Raw genomic sequence first — 20,732 nt, forward strand, 5'->3', positions numbered from 1 at the left:
TCCACGCTTAATTCTCGCCTCACACTTTACATTGAGTTTTCGAGACGCTTTTCCTCGAAAACAGACAATCCGCTCCTTCATCTTTAACTCCCCGAAAAAACTTTTTTGCAGGGGCATAGCGTCCACGCTTAATTCTCGCCTCACACTTTATATTGAGTTTTCGAGACGCTTTTCCTCGAAAACAGACAATCCGCTCCTTCATCTTTAACTCCCCGAAAAAACAAAAAAAGCCTTTCAAGAATTATTTGGCTCCAAATAATTTCTTGAAAGGAAAGATGAAGAGAATGAACAATACAAGATTTAATAATAAGGTAGGGCCTAAAAAACGTGCCATGAAAAAGTTCATGCTGACACTAGTCAAATCAAATAGTAACTGAATCGCCACCACAACCAATTCATAGAGGGTGATGAAAATGATCGTTCCGAAAAACATCGTAAAGACATTGCGGTAGAGTACTCCCGCCAACAGGTACATTAGCCAAATGACAAACGGAATCGCTACGGTGTAAATACCAATCGCGCCAATGTAATAACTATCAAACAGCAGCCCCAATATCGTCCCAGCAATCAACATATAGCGACGGGGAAGGACCATGCAACAAACCATCACAGCAATTAAAAATAAATGAGCATTGGCTAAATAGTGATGTTGGGTGATGGTTTCAAAGATGCGCGTAAATTGTGTGTCTAATAATAGAAGCAAAAACAAAACGGGACCGGTGTAAAGCTTCAAATAACTCTTAACCATGCTACTCCCCTCCAGTTTCCCGTGCGACCACTGTCACCACCGACAAGTCGTACATTTGGGCATAAGGTTTCACATAGACATTCTTGTCCAGGCCAAATTTATCTGTTTTGGCTTCCACCACTTCGCCGATTGGTAAATCTGCTGGCGAGTTCCCACCGAGACCGGATGTCTGCACCACGTCACCAGTCTTCAAATCGGCACTCCCAGTCACCTGATCCACCACCAACGCTTCCAGTTTTTCGTCGTAGTTTTTCAACAAACCAAAAGATTCACCATTTTTCGATGAAATTCGCACTGGGAAATGGTTCGAAGTTTCATTGGCAGAAGTCAACAATTCCACTTTGGCAGACGCTAAGTTTACTTCAATGATACGCCCTACCAAGCCTTTATTGCTAAGGACAGCCATGTTATTTTCCAAACCGTCTTTCGAACCTTTATCGATAATCAGCACATCTTGCCAAGAATCCGGCGAGCGGCTGATGACATTAGCGGTAATCTTCTCAAAGTCCGTCAAAGTCTCATTGAGTTTCAGCTCTTCTTTGAGGGTCTTGATTTCCCGGTCTTTGTTGGTATTTTGTTGGACTGCATTATCGTATTCGTCGATTTTGGCCTTCAATCGTTGGTTTTCATCATAGGTATCCAATAAATTACGGACACTATCGATACTATTTTCCACAAATCGGACCGGTGCCGAAATCACTTTGTCCATGACTGCTACACTGTCATTGACCACCGATTGAACGATGTTAGACTTACCGCCAGAGGCTCGCTTTGCCAAGCTCAGACTCAGCACGGTAACCACCAAGATACCCAGTACCAAGGCGATGATAATATTTTTATTAGGATTGAATTTTTTCACAAGGACAACTCCTATAAGTATCTGCTCTGAGACGTATCTCCAGCAGGGATCATTTCGTATAAATTGCAACTTTCATTCTATCATTTATTTTCAGCAAACAAAAGGTCGACCCTAAGTCTTAATTTTTTTCTAAAGAAAGTGAATCCACAAAATGCACCGAAACTAGCAAAGTTCGAACTTCGGTAGCTAATCACGCCTCGACTTTTTACCCGTCTCCTCTATCACAGGCTCAAACGGTCCAAGAAAGAAGCCTTGGAAGCATCGAAATTTCCAAGGCTAACTTATCATTTTTTAGACATCGCGACTCTGAATCACCGCCACCACACCATCGCTAAACCGAAAACTTGCCATTTCCCCTGGCAAAAACTCGTTGCTGGCATACGCAGTCGGCTGAAGGACAGCTTGGCGATTCAGCTCGTATTTGACATTTTGCAAAGTCAACTCAGCAACCGGCGTCAAACAACAAAAAGCCAAATACTTCATCCCCGCCACCGGTGCAACCTCATAGCTACCTGGTAAATAATAGCTCAAGCAATTTTGCTGATCCACCAACTGAAACTGACGTAAAAAGGGCTGAAAACGCGGCTCCAAGCCTAACCAAAGATTGGCCAACAAATGATCCAAACGCCCGCCAGTAGCACCGACAATCGTCACCTCTGCCCCAGGATCTGCCGCAAAAATAGTCGCTAAAGCCAGCTGCGTATCAGTATCGTCTTTTTCCGCTGGGGACTGATGAACGCTGTCAGCAGCTGCAAAAACCCGCTCTCGCTCCTCCGCGGACAAGGAATCAAAATCCCCCACTGCCATCGCTAAAGGCAGACCGGCCTCCAATAAATACAGTGAGCCCCGATCGACACCAACATAGCGCTGATAGTCCTCCACCAAAACAGGCCATGTGGCAGGTGGGCCCCCAGCTGCCAACAATGTTTTCACCCTTCCAACACCTCTCTCAAAGCCTGGAGACGAGCTCCGGGTTCCTCTGCATCATAAATATAAGAGCCAGCAACAAAAACATCTGCACCAGCCTCTTTACAAGCACCGATTGTTTCTGCCGTCACCCCACCATCGACTTCGATTTCATAGGTATACCCTTTTTCAGCTCGCAAAGTCGCTAATTCAGCGACCTTTTCCATCATTTCCGGGATAAACTTCTGTCCACCAAAGCCAGGATTCACCGTCATCACCAACACCAAATCCGCCATGGACAAGACGTGAGCAATCGCTGCAACTGGCGTACCGGGATTGATGGTCACCCCAGCTTTCACACCCAAACTTTTAATCAACTGCAACACCCGATGAATATGAGGCGTGGCTTCCACATGCACATTGATAATATCTGCGCCGGCATTGGCAAAATCCGCCACATATAACTCCGGTTGCTCAATCATCAAATGACAATCCAAGGGTAACTTGGTAATCGGGCGGATCGCCGCCACCACGTTAGGTCCAAAGGTAATATTTGGCACAAAATGACCATCCATCACATCCACATGGATATAGTCTGCACCCAACTCCTCCACCATTTTGACATCTTGACCAAGATTCGCAAAATCCGCGCTCAAAATAGATGGTGCGATTTTCATAATGATTCCTCCTATTATAGTGTGCTGAGAGGCGGTGTTCAGAAGGTGAGTGATAAGGCGGGAGGGACAGCGTGACATGTTTTTGTCACACTGGCACTCACGACTTATCACCGAACCTTCTCCGCCTCGAAGCCATCCTATTTAAGTGTGCTGAAGCGGCTCGCTCTGAAGTTGAGCGATAAGACGGGAGACAGCACATGATGTCCTTTATCATGAGCTGGCTCACGGTTTATCGCCGAAACTTCAAGTCGCTGAAGCCATCCTGCTTAAGTGTGTTGATGCTAGTTCATTTGAAGCAGTGATTTGCTGCTTCACGCCTAGCGTATGCGGTGCAATGAACTGTATGCGTGCTCGCTGTGAGTCGCTCACGGCCCGAAAGCCTATTTCTTCTTCCGGTAAACCGGTCGGCGCTTTTCGATTTCTTCGATAAATTGTTGGTAATCAGCATAACGACTCTCGGCAATCTCTCCTGTAGCAACCTGTCGTTGGACTTCACAATCTGGCTCGTGCAAATGACTGCATTCCCGAAACTTGCACTTTGGCGCTGCCGCCACAAATTCTGGGAACAAGCGAGGTAATTCTACCGCATCAATATCCAAAAAATCAATCGAAGAAAAGCCCGGTGTATCAGCAACCAAACCGCCCGCTACCGGCAACAATTCCACATGACGGGTGGTGTGTTTTCCTCGACCCAAAGATTCCGAAATTTCACCAGTTGCCAAGGCCAACTCCGGCACTAGTTTATTCAGCAAGGTGGATTTTCCCGCACCAGACTGTCCCATAAAGACGGTCAAGCCTTCTGCAAAAAGTCGAAACAACTGTTGGCGAGCCACCGCCACGTCCTCGGTAGCAATCACAGGGTAACCAATTTTTTCATAAACTTGCCCCACTTCCTTAGCCAAGGCTTGATCTGGTAACAAGTCCAACTTACTGAGATAAATCACCGGCTGGATATCCTTAGCTTCCAAAGTGACCAAAAAGCGATCCAATAAATTATAAGAAAAAGCTGGTTCCACCAAGCTGATGACAATCACGCCGATATCCACATTGGACACCGGTGGCCGCACCAACTCATTTTTGCGAGGCAGGATTTCCAAGAGATAGCCGTCTGTCGCATTGCTACTTTCAAAAATCGTCTGATCCCCCACCAAAGGAGTAATTTTACGATTGCGAAAATTCCCTCGAGCCCGGGTCTGCCAGATCCTACCGTCAGCCTCTATGTAATAAAATCCGCTTAGTGCTTTGATGATTTGCCCTTTCATTGCGCCCCTTCTTTCTGTCCCGACTGCCGATGCTAAGACACAGCTAGCTTGCCGCAAGCATCATGATTTCCCATCTATTCTAACATACTTCCCGCCGGAAAAAGAAAACAAGAGGCTTATCTGAAAACTTTCTCAGACAGCCTCTTAGCCTTGGTATGATTACTTTTTGAAGAATCTTTTACATGGATCCCTATAGTTTTCTTTTTGGTTTTTATTACTATAAAACCAATTGAGCTAGCCATCTTTCCGAAAGCAAAAAGACAGTACTATTTAATCGTATCGCCACCTTTATAATTACGAATAATTGTAGTCGTAAACTTCGTATCTTTCATCTTTTTGACACGGGCTTTCACTTGTATTTCCCGTTGACTACTCTTTGCGCGATACTTGCCACCCAATAAATCAGGAATCTCAAATACTCCCTCTTGGTCAGTCATTCCTTCTAAAAAGCGATCTTCTCGCTTAATTTGCCGTTTACCATTAGCCGTATATAGAGCAAAAGGCACATTTGCTAACGGCTGGCCTGATTCATCCATCAGTTTAAACTGTAAAAGATAACGCCGGCGATGAATCAAAACGCTTCTCAGCCACAAACCAATCACTAACAATAGAAGCAACACCGTCAATGCCGCCCCACCTAAAACCAATACTTGATTGGTCTGACGTCGTTTATCTGATTGCTCCAAAACTTTTTTAGCAGTAGGAACGAAAGGAACGCGATACCCTCGCACCAGCAATCGATGGCTGTTAATCATATAAGGCGTGCAAGTCATCAAAGTTACTAGATCAGCCCCCGACTCAATCCGCAACTTCTCCGTATCAGTGGGCTCAATCGTAGAAATCTGATCCACCTCATAAGCCAAGGTCTCATCATGAATCTCAATATAAAACTGATCCCCTACCACCAGCTCTGGCAAATCCGTAAACAATTTTGCTTCTGGCAACCCACGATGGGCTGAAATCACACTGTGGGTATCTGCTCCACCAGTCGGATAGGAGGTCCCTTCTAATAGGGTAGCGCCTTTGTTGAGAAAGACTTCTGTCGTCCGATCAAAAATCGGTAACTTCACATCAATTTTAGGAATTTGAATAACACCAATCGTATGTTGCTCATAATAATCAGGTGTGGGTTTTTCCACCTCTTCAGCTCGTTCATCGGCAAAGGGATCTATTCCTGGATTGGTCCCTTCTTCGGCGATTTTTTTATTTCGAGCCTCTTGTTCAGCGCGAATCTTTTCCAGCGCCTCTTCATTTTCACGATTGGCCTTTTTTTGGTAGTAAGAGATGATTTGCTGATCCAACACCTCATTTAACTTATCACTGACCAAGGGGTAAAAAATTGCCACCAAACCCACAATTAAAACTAAAATCATGACAATATCGGCAATCAAACGTTTATGTATACGAGGCTTCTTATTAGTATTTGTATCTTTCTTCGGTACCTTCTTCATCGCCGCCCACTCCTCGCAATTAAAATAACTCTCACTCTAGATACTAGTTTACTAAATAAAGTTAGCTAATAACATCGTCTTACGAATAAAAATGCCAGCAGAGCTTTGGGCTTATGCAAGCCAACGCCCTGCCGACAATTCATTATTCTTTGCTATTCAGATCAATTACGTAATCTTAAGACTTAGCCTTCAATTTGACGACGTCCTTTAGTGAAGTAAAGTGCTGCGCCACCAAGAGCTACGACACCGATTAGGACAAAGGCCACGATCCCAGTACCACCGGTGGAAGGCAAGATACCTTTGTGTTTGTTGGCAACTAATAATTCAGTTGCAGTATTATCTGGAGTAAAAGTAAATGGAGCAATCAAAACGTAACCATCTGGTGCTTTAGTTTCCTCTAAGGTATAGGTTCCGCTTGCAAGACCGTAGATACCGAACTCACCAGTTTCAGGAGAGATAAATGTTGTTGCCTGATCTTTGGCTACCCATTTCACGGTTTTCCCACTAGCTACCCCAGTAAAGGTTGCCAACGGTCCAGTTTCATCCGCAATTTGCAAGTATTCGTTACCTTTTTTGATTTTAAATTCAGCATCTTTCAAAGTTTCACCAGTGTCATTATCAATTTTCTTGAAGCGTTTTCCGTAAGTTTGAACAGTTGTTGAACCTTTTTTATCATAGAAGTTATTGTCAAAGGTGAGGTCATTGTTGATGGCTGTTAGATTAGTTCCTGGTTTCACTTTCATCTCCACGTTAAGGGTTAACGTTTTACCTACATACTTTGCCAATTGACTTGGTGTAAAAGCGACAGTAAATTGATCATCTGAATCTTTTGTATAGGCTGCTGTTACATCAGTTACAGCTACACCATCAATTTTAAGACTGTCAACAATGCTAGTGCTAGCATCAGACAATAATTCCAAGCGAGTATCAAACTTATCCACTAATGCAAATTGTGTATACTGAGCAACGTCATCAGGGATTTTTTGACTAAGAGTAAAGGTAACAGTTTGACCAGCATCTACGTCACTATCGTTCACTGTCTTATTTGGTACAGGCACTTTGTAGTTATAAGCTTCTGCTGTATCACCTTCTTGTTCAACCATTTGTTGATCATAGTAAGTATACGTGACAGTCATATCTGCAGCAACCGTTGCAGTAACTACTGGATTGTTCAAATAGTGGAAGATTTCTGAATCTGTTTCTGATACCGTTTGTTCCACACTTGTTGATACAGTACTATCAATTTCATAGAATTCATATTCTCCCGGTTCCAAATAGAGTCCGGCAACAGTCACTTTTCCGTCATTCCCAGATAAGAGAGGGGTATCAGTAGCTTCAGCTTCAGTTGCATCAAATTTACCAGAAGTAGCGCTATAGTACCCACCACCGACTTCTTTCAGTATAAATTTAGCATTTGCTAATACTGATGGATCATCACCTACTTCAACACCGTATTTAGTAAAGCCAAAGTCGACTGATTTCAATTCATTTTTTGGATAGACATGAACAGTAGTTTTCAGTACTCCTGCATCGCTATAGACGGGAAGGCCTAAAATGAAAGGGACAGCTGGTGTTTTGATTTCAGCAGGTGTGGTTGTCTCAACAAATTTATAAATGGCTTTTTTACCGTTTGAAGTGATTGGCAAAGCTTGCGTTGCTGTTCCAGCATCGTCTGTTAAGCCAAATTCATCAAAAATTAGATCGTCATCTGTTATTTCATCTGTATCAACAGCTTCAGCAGCTCTAATCCCTGCTCCTTTTTTAGCTTCGAAGTCTCCTTCTGTAGCATCGTATGCGTTCCAATATGCTGTAGTGACATCATAAGCTGTAAATCCTGCCCCAGCAAGTGGTGCCGAATTAGAAAATGTCATTTCATCACCGGTATTTTGAACATTTTCCGGCATTGATTCAAATTTCAACTTATGAATCGTCACATTTTGCTTTGCCACACCCTCTGTTGCAGATGCAGATAGACCACCTACCAGACTCGCAAATACCCCTAATACCATTGCAAATGCGGCCATTAACCCAAATATTCGTTGCTTTTTCATTTCATTCACTCCTCTTCCTCTTTTTTATTTTTGCTTTTCCGCCAAAATGCGATGGCTACCCCCGCGATTAAGACAGTTCCAACCCAGATAAAACTGCTGTTCTTCACATCATTTGTCTTCGGTAACGACGGCCGCACCGCTTGTGGTGTGGTGGTTGTCGGTGTTGGCGTCGGTGTTGCTGGTGTTTCCGGTGTCGGTGTTGGTTCTGGTCCTGAAGTGTCTGGCAGTTCAGGACGTTCTGGCGTTTTCAAGTTGACCACTTGCAAGATACCTGGATCACCGGCTGTATAGCTTCCTTTTGAGATCGTGAAACTTACTGGTGTAGTACTCAATTGATAGCCTTCTGGTGCAGCTATTTCTTGCAATGAATAGTCTCCAAAACGCAAGCCATTGACTTCAAATTGGCCGAACCCATCAGACTCTAAGACGACCAAATTTTCATCATCTTCATCATCGGTCCAAGTATAGCCACCTGCGATTTTACTCAAGTATTGGTCTTGTTCATTAAGGACTTGGAATTTAGCTCCTACCAAAAGGGTGTCTTTGTCTTCTAAATCCACTTTGACAAACCGTTTTCCACCAGTCTCCACTTCGACTTCCCGAGTCAAATCTTCAAAGTCCGTCAGCAAACGTGCTTGGTTTTTGAAGAGGTTGGTTTCTGTTTTTACTTCCACCAGTTGTGTTTGATAAGAGAAAATCAGCTCTTTGCCTACGTGCTGATGCATCGCCTCAAAATCAGTAAATTTCACGGTAAAGCCTGATTCGGATTCTTCCAAATCGTAAAGTTCTGTTACCATGTCATCTCCGGCTTTGACTTGCAATGTACCTGCTTGATAGACCAGGCCCGGATCAGAGGCATCACTCACCTGGAACTTCGTATACTTTTTGATATCATGAGGAACAGTAGTACGTAGTTCATAGTTGATGATATCACCAAATTGGTAGCTTTCTACCTGATCTACCACCGCTTTATCAAATGGTGGAATCTCGTGAATCCATTCTTCATTTTTCGGATAAAGATGAATCGTGGAAAGCTGCTCCTCATCGGCGTTAAAAACCGGCAAAACAACGACTAAGTTTTTCGACGGTGCCGTTACTGTTTCTGGAGCGGCTGCTTCGTGGAACAAGTAAGCCGCATCCCGGCCTTCTTTGTCGACAGCTGGCAAGTTGAACAGTGCAGTACCATCTTCCTCAAAGATGGTCGTAGTCGTTTGAGTGTCTACTACTTCTCCTAACTCCTCCACTTCCAACTGGCTCAAAGCCAACTGCGCCTCTTCCACCGATGCGCCATCATTGCGCATTTGGTAAAACTGATTCGTCACATCATAGGCTTCAAAGACGACATCATTTAGTCCTTTGTAGTCCATCAACAACTCATGATGAACCCCTTCATAATCTCCCGTATTGGCGATTTCTTCAGGCATTTCCCCTTCAGGAAACGCAATCTTGTGCAAAGCAAAGGTCACCTCAATTTCAGCTGCCTCCGCTTTTGTTCCATTTAGTGAGAGGGTCGGCAAGACTAAAACCAGCAAAGCGAAAAATTTAAATATCTTTTTCACGCTATCCGCCTCCTGACCTCGTCGCAAAAGAAAGTAACCACCCGATAACAGCAAAGCCAAAACCCCAATCAGACTAAAGAGCATCGTCCCAGGACCGCCCGTTGCAGGGAGGGGAACTTTTGGTTCGTTGTCGATTGTTAATTCAATTCGGTTGTTTCCAGTCCCAGACACAAGTGTTCGTTCCATTTCATCAAATGAACTACCATCTTTTTTAATGGTCACACTACCGTCTTCTGCAACAATCACTTGATAGATACTCGTCGATAAAACATAGCCATCTGGAGGTGTCGTTTCTTTAAAGTAATAGGTTTTGCCGGCTTCTAATTGATAGGTTGCACCATCTTTTTGGAATATCCCTTTCCCATCTGCACCAGTGCTAGCTTGAGCTAATTCGACTGCTGTATTATCAGTTGGAGTTTTATCGTATAGGGTAAAGGTAGCACCTTGTAAGAATAACCCATGATCATAAGCGTCACGTTTTATTAATTCCAGTTCAAAAGGTTTCAACACATTGTTGACATCCATTGAAATCTCAATCTGGGCTCCCTTCCTATTTACTTTAAAATTACTTCCCGTTATTCCTGCGGCCGGATTAAAGACGATTGCTCCTGCTTGCGTAATTTGAATCGTCCCTATTTTCCCAAGCACCTCATAGCCATCAGGGGCACCCGTTTCCCACACTTCATAGGTACTACCAGGAGACAACCCTTCTCTTGTATGCACATTTCCAACAGTCGTTAGCTCAATATCACTAGAACTACTGCTCGTCTTCAATTTAAATGTCGCACCTGTCAACGCTTCACCAGTGGAATCTTTTTTATACAAAGTCAAATCAATCCGTTTTAAGGAATTGGTGATTTGCCCATTCGTTATCCCGTCCCCACTTACATTACCGTTACGATTCACAGTAATCTGAATCGGATCCATCGTCACAAAGCCTTCTGGTGTTACCGTTTCTCTCAACCAGTAAGTACCAGGAGTGATATTCGTAAAGTTCAATGTGCCGTCATCTTCCGATATCACTGCGTCAGATTTTGCATTGCCACCTGTCTCTGCATCAAAGAGTTGGAACGTAGCACCGGCTAAACCAGTACTGGTTCCCCCTATAATCTTAGTCAAGGTAAAATTGACTTTAGGTAACGGTACTTTTACAGACGGTACAGCATAGTATTTATTGGTGCCATTACCATTCAATAAATAGGTCGCCTTATTGGTTGGATAGAATGTACCATCTCGAAACGCTTCTTTTAGTTCAACTTGATAGGTTAAACGGTATCCTTGTCGACTATTCGATTTATCTAAGCCCATATTGACGTCTTCCAATGTAATCTGATTGTCTGTCACCGTAGCCTTGATATCTTTTGCATATTGGGGATAATCATCAGCAGTAGATTGTATTTCTGTCAATTTCTTATCTTCTTCTAGTGACAGTGCTGAAGTTTTTACTGTTTCTTTTAGCAATGTAACAAAATCACTCATAGGATCAAAAATCGTTCCATTATAAATCGTTGCTATCAATTCTGAAATTGCCGTAGTTAACGCCTTAATTAGCGAATCAACGTCTGTTGCTTTAAAAGCTCCCTCCGGTCCTAATGCAGAAACAACTGCATTCGCATTATCATCAGTATGGAAGCCCACTGCATATCGATTCAAGCCGGTAAATTGGTTGTATCGATCATTAATAAACTGAACATTTGTCGTAGAGTAGTTACTGCCCGAGCTCCCCGTCCCCCCATACAAATCATTGTTTCGGCTTTCAAGAGCCGTCAGTCTTAAGACACTATTCGCTGACGTCGTTGTTGCTGTTAATTTGTTCAGAGAATTACTCAGACTCGTTGTTCCATTAAAGTAATCTGCTTTATGATAAAATGTTGGTATTCCATCGGTAATTGTAATAATTACTTTCTTCGCACCTGGTCTTGACCCATACCCTTCCGTGCTCAAAAGCTTTAACCCCGCATCTAGTCCTAAAAATGTTGGTGTTCCAGAAGCTGATGGGGCCTTTGCGACATTCAGCATCGCGTGATTTTGTAAAACTGAGGCACTTCTAGTAAACCCTGTCATTGATTCCGGCATTCCGGACGAAAGGTTGGAAAATGATGCAATCTCTCCATAAGGATTATTAACAACATTTTGTCCACTTCCTGTTTGATAAGATCCAAAAGCAGCCATTCCAATTTGTACATCATGAGTATTCTGATTACCTAACATATCATTTGAAAATTTCGTTACGGCTGCTCTTAGTTGATCCCAGCGGGTCGGTGAAGCATCTTCTTTTCCGGTAAAATAATTCATACTACTAGACTTATCCAAAACCAATACGATATCCACCATAGGAATCGGACGAATCGCATCTCCAATCGTATCTAATTGAACTTGAAAAACATTTGGATCACTTGTCGGACTGACTGTTTTTTTGGTGTTCAATCGTCCAGTTTCTGAGCTGCCGTATTCATGGTATCCATTGGTGAAGTTTAAATTGCCAGTAGAAATATTGAAAATACTAACATTATCTTGCGCTGCTGTACTCTTAGTTGCGTTCCCATAATTATAATTCTTCACAAAATCTGAAGTAGTAGCTGATGGTAAGTATTGATTTGTATCATGTTTTGGATAGATACCGTTTGCATTCGTAGTATCATAATACTTAAATGGATCATTGACTTCTTCAGCTGCTGGGGTTATTCCAGCTATTTGAAGCATCCCCTGATACAATACTGCCTCATGTCCCCCATCATCAAAGTTTTCAACTGAATCATCTGTTTTGACGGCTGTATCAGAACTCATAGTTACTTCAACTTTACTAGATGAAGTTGATCCAGTTTCACTTTCCGGCTCAGTAACTACTTCTTCAGTTGTACTTGTTTCAACTTTTGTGTCATTTGTTATTTCAGTAGTTTCGGTTACGGCAGCTACTTCGCTTGAGTCACTAGTTACCTCTACTTCACTGGATGAAGTGGTTGTTTCCTCGACTACTTCTTGTGACGCTTCAGTCGATTCGACTACTGCTTCCTCTAATGTCGTCTCAACTGTCTGCAAGATATCTGCACTTTCTTCAACTACTGGTATTTCAAAAACCATTTCCGTCGCATCAGCTAACAAATCAACTGTGTTTGCTTCGGTAGTTTTTAGGTGCGGCGTTACAAGCAATTTGTCAAAATCTCTAGCTGTTTCAAAGGTAAGGGCAACTGAGCCTACCGTCGATGCTTCCATTTCATAAATACTGGTAGTTGTCTCCCCGTCACCAACTTTTAGGTTGACCAACTCATCACTCTGATTTACAACTTGAAGATTTTCTGGTATGAGGGGCCTTTTCACCCCGTTACTCTCAGCCAGCAATTGCAAATCAAACTTAGTCGGCAACTCACTCCCCTTTTTTTCTAAATCGATCGTCCACTTAAGACGATTTTCTCCAGTCTCTTCATAGGCCATCTTCGCTATCGCATTTGTAGTATCGAATAACGTCTTTTGCGTCTCGTCGGTGGTGACTGCCACTGCGACAATGCTACAAAATGCCATAATGAATACTTGTGCTAGTACCATGAACAAACCAGAAAAAGCAAACACTTTTTTCCGTACCGTCTTCATTTCATCCCCTCCTTTACTTAATGAACCTAGCTATCAATTAAATCATACTTGTTTTTCAAAATAATTACAAAGATTTTTTAAATTCAGAATTCAAACACAAACATTTAAATGCAGGCATTTAAGTTATTTTAATTATCCAAAAAAATTTTTTTACATTTTAAAATTACGTTTTTTAGAAAAACAACTAAAAAAAATATATTACAAAAATTTTTTCTTCGACTTATTTCCTGCTTGATTTCGAGTAATTAACAAAACAAATCCACTCACAATTAACCTACCATTTAACAAGCAATGAATTTGTTCCCCATTTTTGTCCATTTTGCCTTCCTTCTTCGAGAAAAGAGCGATCTGTATTTTAATCAGTATAATTAATTTTTTTAATTTTTATGCTTTGACTTAGTTTCTTATATCGGAGACTATCTTCATAGTTTTGTCTCCTAACCTACAACGCACTTCTGACTCTTTTTCACAGACTCCATTACTAATCACATTTTTTAGAACTCTCAAGTAATCCCTCCTTTTAGAAAATAAAACAGATACAAAAACTAAATACCACTTACAAATTAATCTTATTTTTAATAATATTAACACAATCGACATTAAAATTAAAATATTTTAATTTTATTCACATTTAAAATAACGTTTCTCGTTACTCTATTTCTTTTTGTTACGCCGTTTTAACACTTTAAATATATCATTATATATAAAACGCTTTCAAAAAAATGACTATTCCAAAAAAAATACAAAGAACCAGAATCCGAAAATTCTGGTTCTTTGCTTCTTATTTACTTTTAACGCACTTCCACCGTCGTCTCACCACTGACTTCTTGGCTCTGTTCCTCGCCATCATCTCGCTGATAATAAACCGTCGCCTTTTCCCCTTTCTTCACAGTGACGGTGAAGCTACCGGTTTGTTGGCGCCCGCCTTCTGTGACGGTGAAGTTGGCGACTTCTTGTTTGTCATGTTTTTCATCATCTAGCCAGATGGTGATGTCTTGGCTACCTAGAGTTGGCGCTTCACTGGAGCTGGCATCATCGCCGTCACTTCCGCTAGTACGACTTGATTCGCTACTACTCGGAGTAGTTTCCCCGGTATAAGTGGCTTGGTACTTGACGGTGAAGGATTCTTCTTCAGGCTCTGGTTCTTTACCTTTGGAGAGGATCAGTTTGACAGTATCACCGATATTCAGTTCGCTACCACTAGGAGGATCGCTTTCGAGGACGGAACCTTTCGCTACGTCTTCGCTATAGTCTCCTTCTTCGGTGGTGACTGCTAATTGCAGTTCTTTCAGTTGATTGCGGGCTTGGGTCTCCGTCATATTTTTCAACTCTGGTAGGGTAACTTTGCCGCTACCGGAAGAAACCACCAAAGTGATGGCAGTAGAGCCCGGGATGACTTCTTCGCCTTCTGCTGGCGTGGTGCGAGCGACCGAACCTTTTGCTACTTGATCGGTGTAATCATACTCGATGGTGATATCATCGGCGGAGACACCGAGAGAGGTGAGGCTGGATTTCACCGCATCTGGGGTCAAGCCCAAATAGTTTGCCATCACAATGGGTTTGATCCCTAGTGAGATGGTCAAAGTGACGCTGTCATCTTTTGGTGAAATCTCGGTGTCCGGCGCTGGATCTTGAGCCATCACTTCGCCAGCGTCGTACTCATCGCTGTAGTCTTGTTGAACATCGATGGCACTTTCTTTAAAGCCCAACTCCTTCAAGGCAGCTTCAGCGTCTTCCTGGGTTTGCCCACGATAGTCTTCCATCGGGATTTTTTTAGTCCCACTAGAAAGGTACAAAGTGATTTCCGCCTTTTCTTTGACAGTATCGCCGCTAGCTGGACTCGTTTTCACCACGCGATTGGCTTCGATGGTATCGCTGGGGATTTCTTCGGTGTCATCATTGACAGTTAAACCGGTTTTTTCCAACGTGTCGCGCGCTGCACTTTCCGTCAAATCACTGACATCAGGGACGGTGACTTCATCATTGCCACCTCCAAATACGGCATAGGCAAGGCCAGCACCGGCGAATAAGACCAGTAAAATCGGAATGATCAGCCACCATTTTTTACGTTTTTTCTCCGGATCCGGGCCAGGGCTAGCTAAGGTTTCCGCCATTTCCGCTGGTGTGACGGCGGCTGGCACTGGGCCTGTCGGTTGGCTATCATCTCCGGCAATGGCAGAGTCTCCAGCGATTGGTGTCAGTTGTACGGTTTCGTCCAGCATGGCATGAGGTTGCCAACGGGGCTCGTTTAACCGATCCGGATTTAAGGCTGAAGAAATGTCATTATTCATTTCATCAGCAGTCTGATAACGGTCCGCTGGGTCTTTGGCAGTGGCGTGAAGTACGACATTTTCCAAAGATTGGGGCACGTTGGGATCTGACAAGCGCACAGAGGGAATCTCATCTTGGAAATGCTTCAAAGCGATAGTGACTGCCGATTCACCGTCGAAAGGCACCTTGCCACAAAGCATCTCGTAAAGAATAATCCCGATAGCATAGATATCTGATTGATGGGTCGCCATACTACCCCGGGCTTGTTCCGGCGACAGGTAATGTACCGAGCCCAGCATCGTATTGGTTTGGGTAATGGACGTCTCACTCAAGGCAATGGCGATGCCGAAATCGGCAATCTTCACTACACCATCTTCATTGATCAGGATATTTTGTGGTTTCAAATCCCGGTGAATGATACGATGCTGATGAGCCAAAGCGATGGCGGATAGAATTTGTTGCATGATTTCCACTACGGTCAAATAAGGAATCGGATAATGGCTCTTGATATAGCGCTTGAGATCCATCCCTTTGACGTATTCCATCACCAAATACTGCATGCCATCTTCTTCCCCGACATCATAGACGGAGACGATATTCGGATGTACCAATTCGGTAGAGGCCAAGGCTTCTCGTTGGAAACGGCGGATGGCGGCTTGATCGTTTTGGAAGTCAAAACGCAAGACCTTCACCGCTACTTCCCGATCCAAAATCAGATCACGAGCTAGATACACATTGGCCATCCCACCGGAGCCGATATTGCCGATAATTTGGTAGCGACCGTTGATTTTTTTGCCGATCTCGATCATTGGTCTCCACCTCCGATAGCAATCAAAAAGACAGTGATATTGTCCACGCCACCGGCTTCATTGGCGGCAGCAACCAAGGTATCGGCTTTTTCAGAAAGTGGTGCCTCTGCCCGCAACACAGTGGCAATATCTGATTCAATCACCATGTTTGTCAAACCATCTGAGCACATCAGCAGAATATCCCCGTCTTGTGAAGGCAACTCGGTGACATCGACTTCCACATCGCCAGGCATCCCCACCGAACGAGTCAAAACATTACGTCTCGGGTGAGTGGCTGCCATTTCTTTAGTGATTTCACCAGAGCGCACCAACTCGTTCACTAACGAATGGTCTTCGGTCAACTGCTGGAGCTGACCTTGACGATACAAATACGCCCGACTATCCCCTACGTGACCGATGATATAGCGGTCAGCGAAAATAGCCGTCGCCACCACGGTGGTTCCCATGCCGGTAGTCGCCATATTTTCTTGCCCTTTTTCGTAAATCACGTGGTTTTCCTGCTGGATATGTTGCACCAGCCAAGAAGCGGTTTTTTCGGGATCTGTCAAATCAGTCTCTTGCCACAGTTGGCCGAGATCCGCCACGGTGGAACGGCTAGCGAGGTCGCCAGCCTGATGTCCTCCCATGCCGTCAGCCAAAATAGCGAGTGCCGTGCCGGCCTGGTTGGTAAAAGCATCAGCAAAATCTTGGTTACTGGTACGTCGTTGTCCGATATCGGAGCGATATGCAATTTCCATTGAGTTTCCTCCTGGGTTAAAAAGTGTGCTGAGAGGCGGTGGTCAGAAAGCGATAAATAAGAACGGGAAGCTGCGGTGACGTTTTTTGTCACCACAGATTCACGGGCTTATTTCTGAGCTTTCTCCGCCTCGAAGCCATCCTAAAAAAGTGTATATATAATCACTACACTGTAGTGAAGTGAAAAGGGACAGGGTAGGCTGCGTCTGGAGGGCATGGTACAGCCGCCGGCAGAAGCCACTGAGAAATTCCGAAAAAAAGCATCGGAAATTTCTCAGCGTCTTCTGCCTAACGATTTCAAACTGCCACTAACTTGCCACTGCCAAGGCATTGTCAAGTAACTGGCAGTAATTCACTCGAACGGTAAACCTGTACTATGCCCTCCAGTCTCCGCCTACCCTGTCCCTTTTCCTGCTATATCTGGTAGTCCTGCTTTTTGCGAAGAGAAACACAATGGAAACTGCAAATCTCTTGCGGTAACGGACTACCTTGTTTCGGAACCGAGATTTTCTGAATCTCGGTTCCGTATTTTGATTTGAGTTTAGTTTATCATGGATTGCTAAGAAGAGATATTCCACATTCGGCTGTAGGTAATGGTGAGATTTTGCGGAGTAGTATTGGGATGACAGTAGCTCTTAGGATGTCAGGCAAATTACTTAGCGTTAGTGGCGCATGCGATACTTACGTTAAGTTTGCGGCTACAAGGCAAATGACAATTGTTTTATAATTTGGCATTTGCCGGTCCTACTACTACCGTCGCCCCAATGCTACGGAGCGAAATTTCTCTGTTTCCTACTATACTATCTCACCTTTCGCAGACAACTGATAAAGAAGCCGTCCGTCCCAAAGGTGTCTGGATAAATCGTCAACGTACCTTCGCGGATTTCTTGAGCCACTAAGTCATTGACGGCGATTTCTGCCAAGACAAACTCAGGGTGATCCGCCAAAAAGGCCGCCACCACTTGTTGATTTTCCTCTTCAGCGATGGTACAGGTGCTGTAAACGAGCAAGCCATCTTTTTTCAATGTGGTTGCGCAGCTGTCCAAAATTGCCCGTTGGATTTCTGGTAAACGAGCGAAATCGGCCTCGGCTTTGCCATATTTGATATCTGGTTTGCGGCGCATCAAGCCTAGACCGGAACAAGGCGCGTCGATCAAAATTCGATCAAAGGTTTCCGGTGCAAAGTTTTCAGCTACCGTGCGGGCATCCATTTGTTGAGCCTTGACCACTTCTTGGACATGGAGGCGTGTCGCATTTTCTTGAATCAAGGCAACTTTTTGGCGATGAATATCCAGTGCTGTCACCTGTCCACCACGTTCGGCATCCAAGAAAGTAGCGATGTGGGTGGTTTTTCCTCCGGGAGCCGCGCAAGCATCTAACACTTGGCTATCAGGAGCTACTTGCAAGACTGGCGCTACCAACATGGAACTTTCATCTTGGACCGTCAATCGCCCCATTTTGAATTGGAAGCTACCAGCTAGAAACCCTTTTTCCGCCACGATACCATAAGGAGAAATGGCTGACTCCCGCGCCTCGATGCCATCTGCTGCCAAGGAATCGATGGCGTCTTCTCGACTCAAAAACCGGGTGTCTACCCGGGCCGAGACATGACTCGTATCAAATAAGGATAAACCTAACTGGCGGGTACGATCTACCCCGAGTTGAACAACCAATTTTTCCGTCAACCAACGGGGCATGGAAATCTCCGTAGCCAAGCGATCTGTCGGGTCTTTGATCGCCGCCAAATCCGCGGCTCCTTGCCGTTGAAAATTGCGTAAGACACCATTGACAAACTTAGCTGTGCCAGGATTGCCCCGGTATTTCGCAATTTCTACTGCTTCGTTGATGATGCCGTGGTCAGGGACTTTATCCAAATACAACATTTGAAAAACTGACAACCGCAGTAAAAGCTGTACCCAGTCCTCGACTTTCTTAGCTTTTTTCAAAAAGTCAGATAGATAGTAATCCAATAACAGTTGCCGGGCAATGGTGCCGTAGACGATTTCCGTCATCAAGCGTTGGTCTTTGTCTTGCAATTGCCCACTTTTGGCCACTTCATTGATCAACAGATTGGAATAAGCGCCACCTTTGGCTACCCGTTCCAGTGCGGTGAGAGCAGCCAGGCGCGCGGAATGCCGCAGCGCTTGCGGTGGCCGTTTGCTGCGACGACGAGGTGGGCGAGGATTGGCGACAGTGGGATGGTCACTGGTTTTGGCGGGACGTTGTTTGCCTGCTTCTGACATAGCCATCAGTCTCCCACCTTCTGACCGAGGGCGATGTGTTGCCCGACGCCGTTTAGAAATTCAGCGACGGCTTGGCGACCTTTGCCAGCGGGTTGCAACTCATTGATAGCCAGCACAGTCCCTTCTCCACAAGCAATCCACAGTTGTTTCTTGGCTTTTTTGATGATCGTCCCCGGTGCTGCCTCGGTGCTTTCCTCTGGCAAGGGGGTCACATCCCATAATTTCCAACGTGTCCCTTCATAGGTGGTAAAGGCGATTGGCCAAGGCCGCATGCCCCGCACTTGACAATCCACTTGCGTCGCGGTTTTTTGCCAGTCTACCGCCTCTTGTTCCCGGGTGATATTTGGCGAAAAAGTCACTTCGGCTTCGTTTTGCGGCGTCTTCTCCAGCTCGCCGGCAATCAGTTTTGGCAAAGTTTGCAATAACAACTCCCGCCCCAGCAAGCTCAACTTGTCAAACATCGTCCCCACATCATCTTGCGGAGTAATCGGCAAGCGGTCTTGGGCGAAAATTGCACCGGCATCCATTTTTTTGATCATTTCCATGATGGTGACGCCGGTTTCGGCATCCCCATTAATAATCGCATAATGCACCGGGGCGCCGCCACGATATTTTGGCAACAAGGAAGCGTGGACGTTGATAGCCCCCAGGCGTGGCACTTGCAACAGTTTTTCTGGCAAAAATTGGCCAAACGCTGCCGTCACGATCAAATCCGGAGCCAGCTCAGCAATCCGCGCCATTTCTGGTGAGCCACTGATTTTTTCTGGTTGCAGGACTTCTAAGCCCAGTTCTAAGGCGGCCACTTTGACTGGTGGCGGGGTCAAGACGTGTTTGCGCCCCACTGGACGATCTGGTTGGGTCACTACTGCTTGAATTTCATAGCCAGTTTCGGCTAGCCCTTTGAGAATGGGTACCGAAAACGCCGGCGTACCCATAAAAACGATTTTGGTCATTCTTGCTCCTCCTTTTGTTGATCCTCTGGCTTGGTCGCTTTGTCAGCTTCCCCTAGTTCATTGACGATTTCTTCTGTCAGACGTTCTTGCATATAGTGTTCCAACTGGTCTTCTGGGACTTTGTCGATCAGCTTATCGATAAATAAAATCCCGTTTAAATGATCGATTTCGTGTTGTACCGCCCGGGCAAGGAAGTCAAAACAAGTCATCTCCAGCTCGTCGCCTTCCCGGTCATAATAACGGACGGTAATCTCGTCAGGTCGGGCCACCGTGCCATAGATATGAGGAATACTAAGACAGCCCTCAACATCGATGTCGCTGCCGTGACTTTCGATCACTTCTGGATTGATTAGCTCGATCAAGTCGCCTTCTTCGGCTTCCACCACGGCTACTCGCACATTTCGCCCCACTTGAGGTGCTGCCAGGCCGACGCCGTCATGGGCAATCATGGTGTCGTGTAAATCGTCTAACAAATCCCACAGCTCATCGGTAATCGCCGTCACTTCGGCATTTTCTCTCCGTAAATGCTCATCTGGATTTAGTACTAAAGGTAAAATCATAGGTGCTTCGTTGGCTCCATTCTATATTGTCAGTCGAGGTCGCCCTCGATTAGGGTCATT

At 44.7% G+C, this 20,732-nt stretch carries 13 protein-coding genes; all 13 read right to left on the bottom strand.

Annotation, left to right across the window (positions count from 1 at the left end; translation table 11 throughout):
• Positions 1–241: 241 nt before the first annotated feature.
• The 13 genes from mreD to def all read right to left on the bottom strand — a co-directional run bounded on the left by mreD (position 242) and on the right by def (position 20,672).
• Positions 242–748 carry a rod shape-determining protein MreD gene (mreD, locus tag ACO03U_RS10490; RefSeq protein WP_161869550.1) on the bottom strand — a complete coding sequence of 169 codons (507 nt, stop codon included), beginning with the start codon at positions 746–748 and terminating at the stop codon, positions 242–244.
• 1 nt (position 749) lies between these two features.
• A complete protein-coding gene (gene mreC, locus ACO03U_RS10495) occupies positions 750–1,607 on the bottom strand; it encodes a rod shape-determining protein MreC (RefSeq protein ID WP_204687048.1) in 858 nt (285 codons plus the stop codon).
• 291 nt (positions 1,608–1,898) lie between these two features.
• The gene (locus ACO03U_RS10500; RefSeq protein ID WP_204687049.1) at positions 1,899–2,540 is read right to left on the bottom strand and encodes a thiamine diphosphokinase; all 642 of its coding nucleotides are present in this window, start codon (positions 2,538–2,540) and stop codon (positions 1,899–1,901) included.
• Positions 2,537–3,190 carry a ribulose-phosphate 3-epimerase gene (gene rpe, locus ACO03U_RS10505; protein ID WP_204687050.1) on the bottom strand — a complete coding sequence of 218 codons (654 nt, stop codon included), beginning with the start codon at positions 3,188–3,190 and terminating at the stop codon, positions 2,537–2,539. The genes ACO03U_RS10500 and rpe overlap by 4 nt, the downstream gene beginning before the upstream one ends.
• 380 nt (positions 3,191–3,570) lie before the next feature.
• Positions 3,571–4,452, bottom strand: coding sequence for a ribosome small subunit-dependent GTPase A (rsgA, locus tag ACO03U_RS10510; protein WP_204687051.1), 882 nt, complete (start codon positions 4,450–4,452; stop codon positions 3,571–3,573).
• A gap of 266 nt (positions 4,453–4,718) precedes the next feature.
• The gene (locus ACO03U_RS10515) at positions 4,719–5,903 is read right to left on the bottom strand and encodes a class C sortase (RefSeq protein WP_204687052.1); all 1,185 of its coding nucleotides are present in this window, start codon (positions 5,901–5,903) and stop codon (positions 4,719–4,721) included.
• Positions 5,904–6,085: 182 nt separating this feature from the next.
• Complete coding sequence (locus ACO03U_RS10520; RefSeq protein ID WP_204687053.1) at positions 6,086–7,954, bottom strand: SpaH/EbpB family LPXTG-anchored major pilin; 1,869 nt, start codon at positions 7,952–7,954, stop codon at positions 6,086–6,088.
• Positions 7,955–7,959: 5 nt separating this feature from the next.
• Positions 7,960–13,101, bottom strand: a complete 5,142-nt coding sequence (locus ACO03U_RS10525; RefSeq protein WP_204687054.1) for a SpaH/EbpB family LPXTG-anchored major pilin — start codon at positions 13,099–13,101, stop codon at positions 7,960–7,962.
• A 791-nt stretch (positions 13,102–13,892) separates the two neighbouring features.
• Positions 13,893–16,181, bottom strand: coding sequence for a Stk1 family PASTA domain-containing Ser/Thr kinase (pknB, locus tag ACO03U_RS10530; RefSeq protein ID WP_204687055.1), 2,289 nt, complete (start codon positions 16,179–16,181; stop codon positions 13,893–13,895).
• Entirely contained in the window at positions 16,178–16,918 is a 741-nt protein-coding gene (locus ACO03U_RS10535) for a Stp1/IreP family PP2C-type Ser/Thr phosphatase (RefSeq protein ID WP_204687056.1), read from the bottom strand. Before ACO03U_RS10535 ends, pknB begins: the two co-directional genes overlap by 4 nt.
• Before the next feature lie 798 nt (positions 16,919–17,716).
• Positions 17,717–19,165: a 16S rRNA (cytosine(967)-C(5))-methyltransferase RsmB gene (rsmB, locus tag ACO03U_RS10540; protein ID WP_423104735.1), complete on the bottom strand. Its 1,449-nt coding sequence runs from the start codon at positions 19,163–19,165 to the stop codon at positions 17,717–17,719.
• A complete protein-coding gene (gene fmt, locus ACO03U_RS10545; RefSeq protein WP_204687057.1) occupies positions 19,165–20,112 on the bottom strand; it encodes a methionyl-tRNA formyltransferase in 948 nt (315 codons plus the stop codon). Before fmt ends, rsmB begins: the two co-directional genes overlap by 1 nt.
• Entirely contained in the window at positions 20,109–20,672 is a 564-nt protein-coding gene (gene def / locus ACO03U_RS10550; protein WP_204687058.1) for a peptide deformylase, read from the bottom strand. The genes fmt and def overlap by 4 nt, the downstream gene beginning before the upstream one ends.
• Between the last annotated feature and the right edge of the window lie 60 nt (positions 20,673–20,732).

It is taken from the genome of Enterococcus diestrammenae (assembly GCF_049384045.1).
GTDB lineage: Bacteria > Bacillota > Bacilli > Lactobacillales > Enterococcaceae > Enterococcus_C > Enterococcus_C diestrammenae.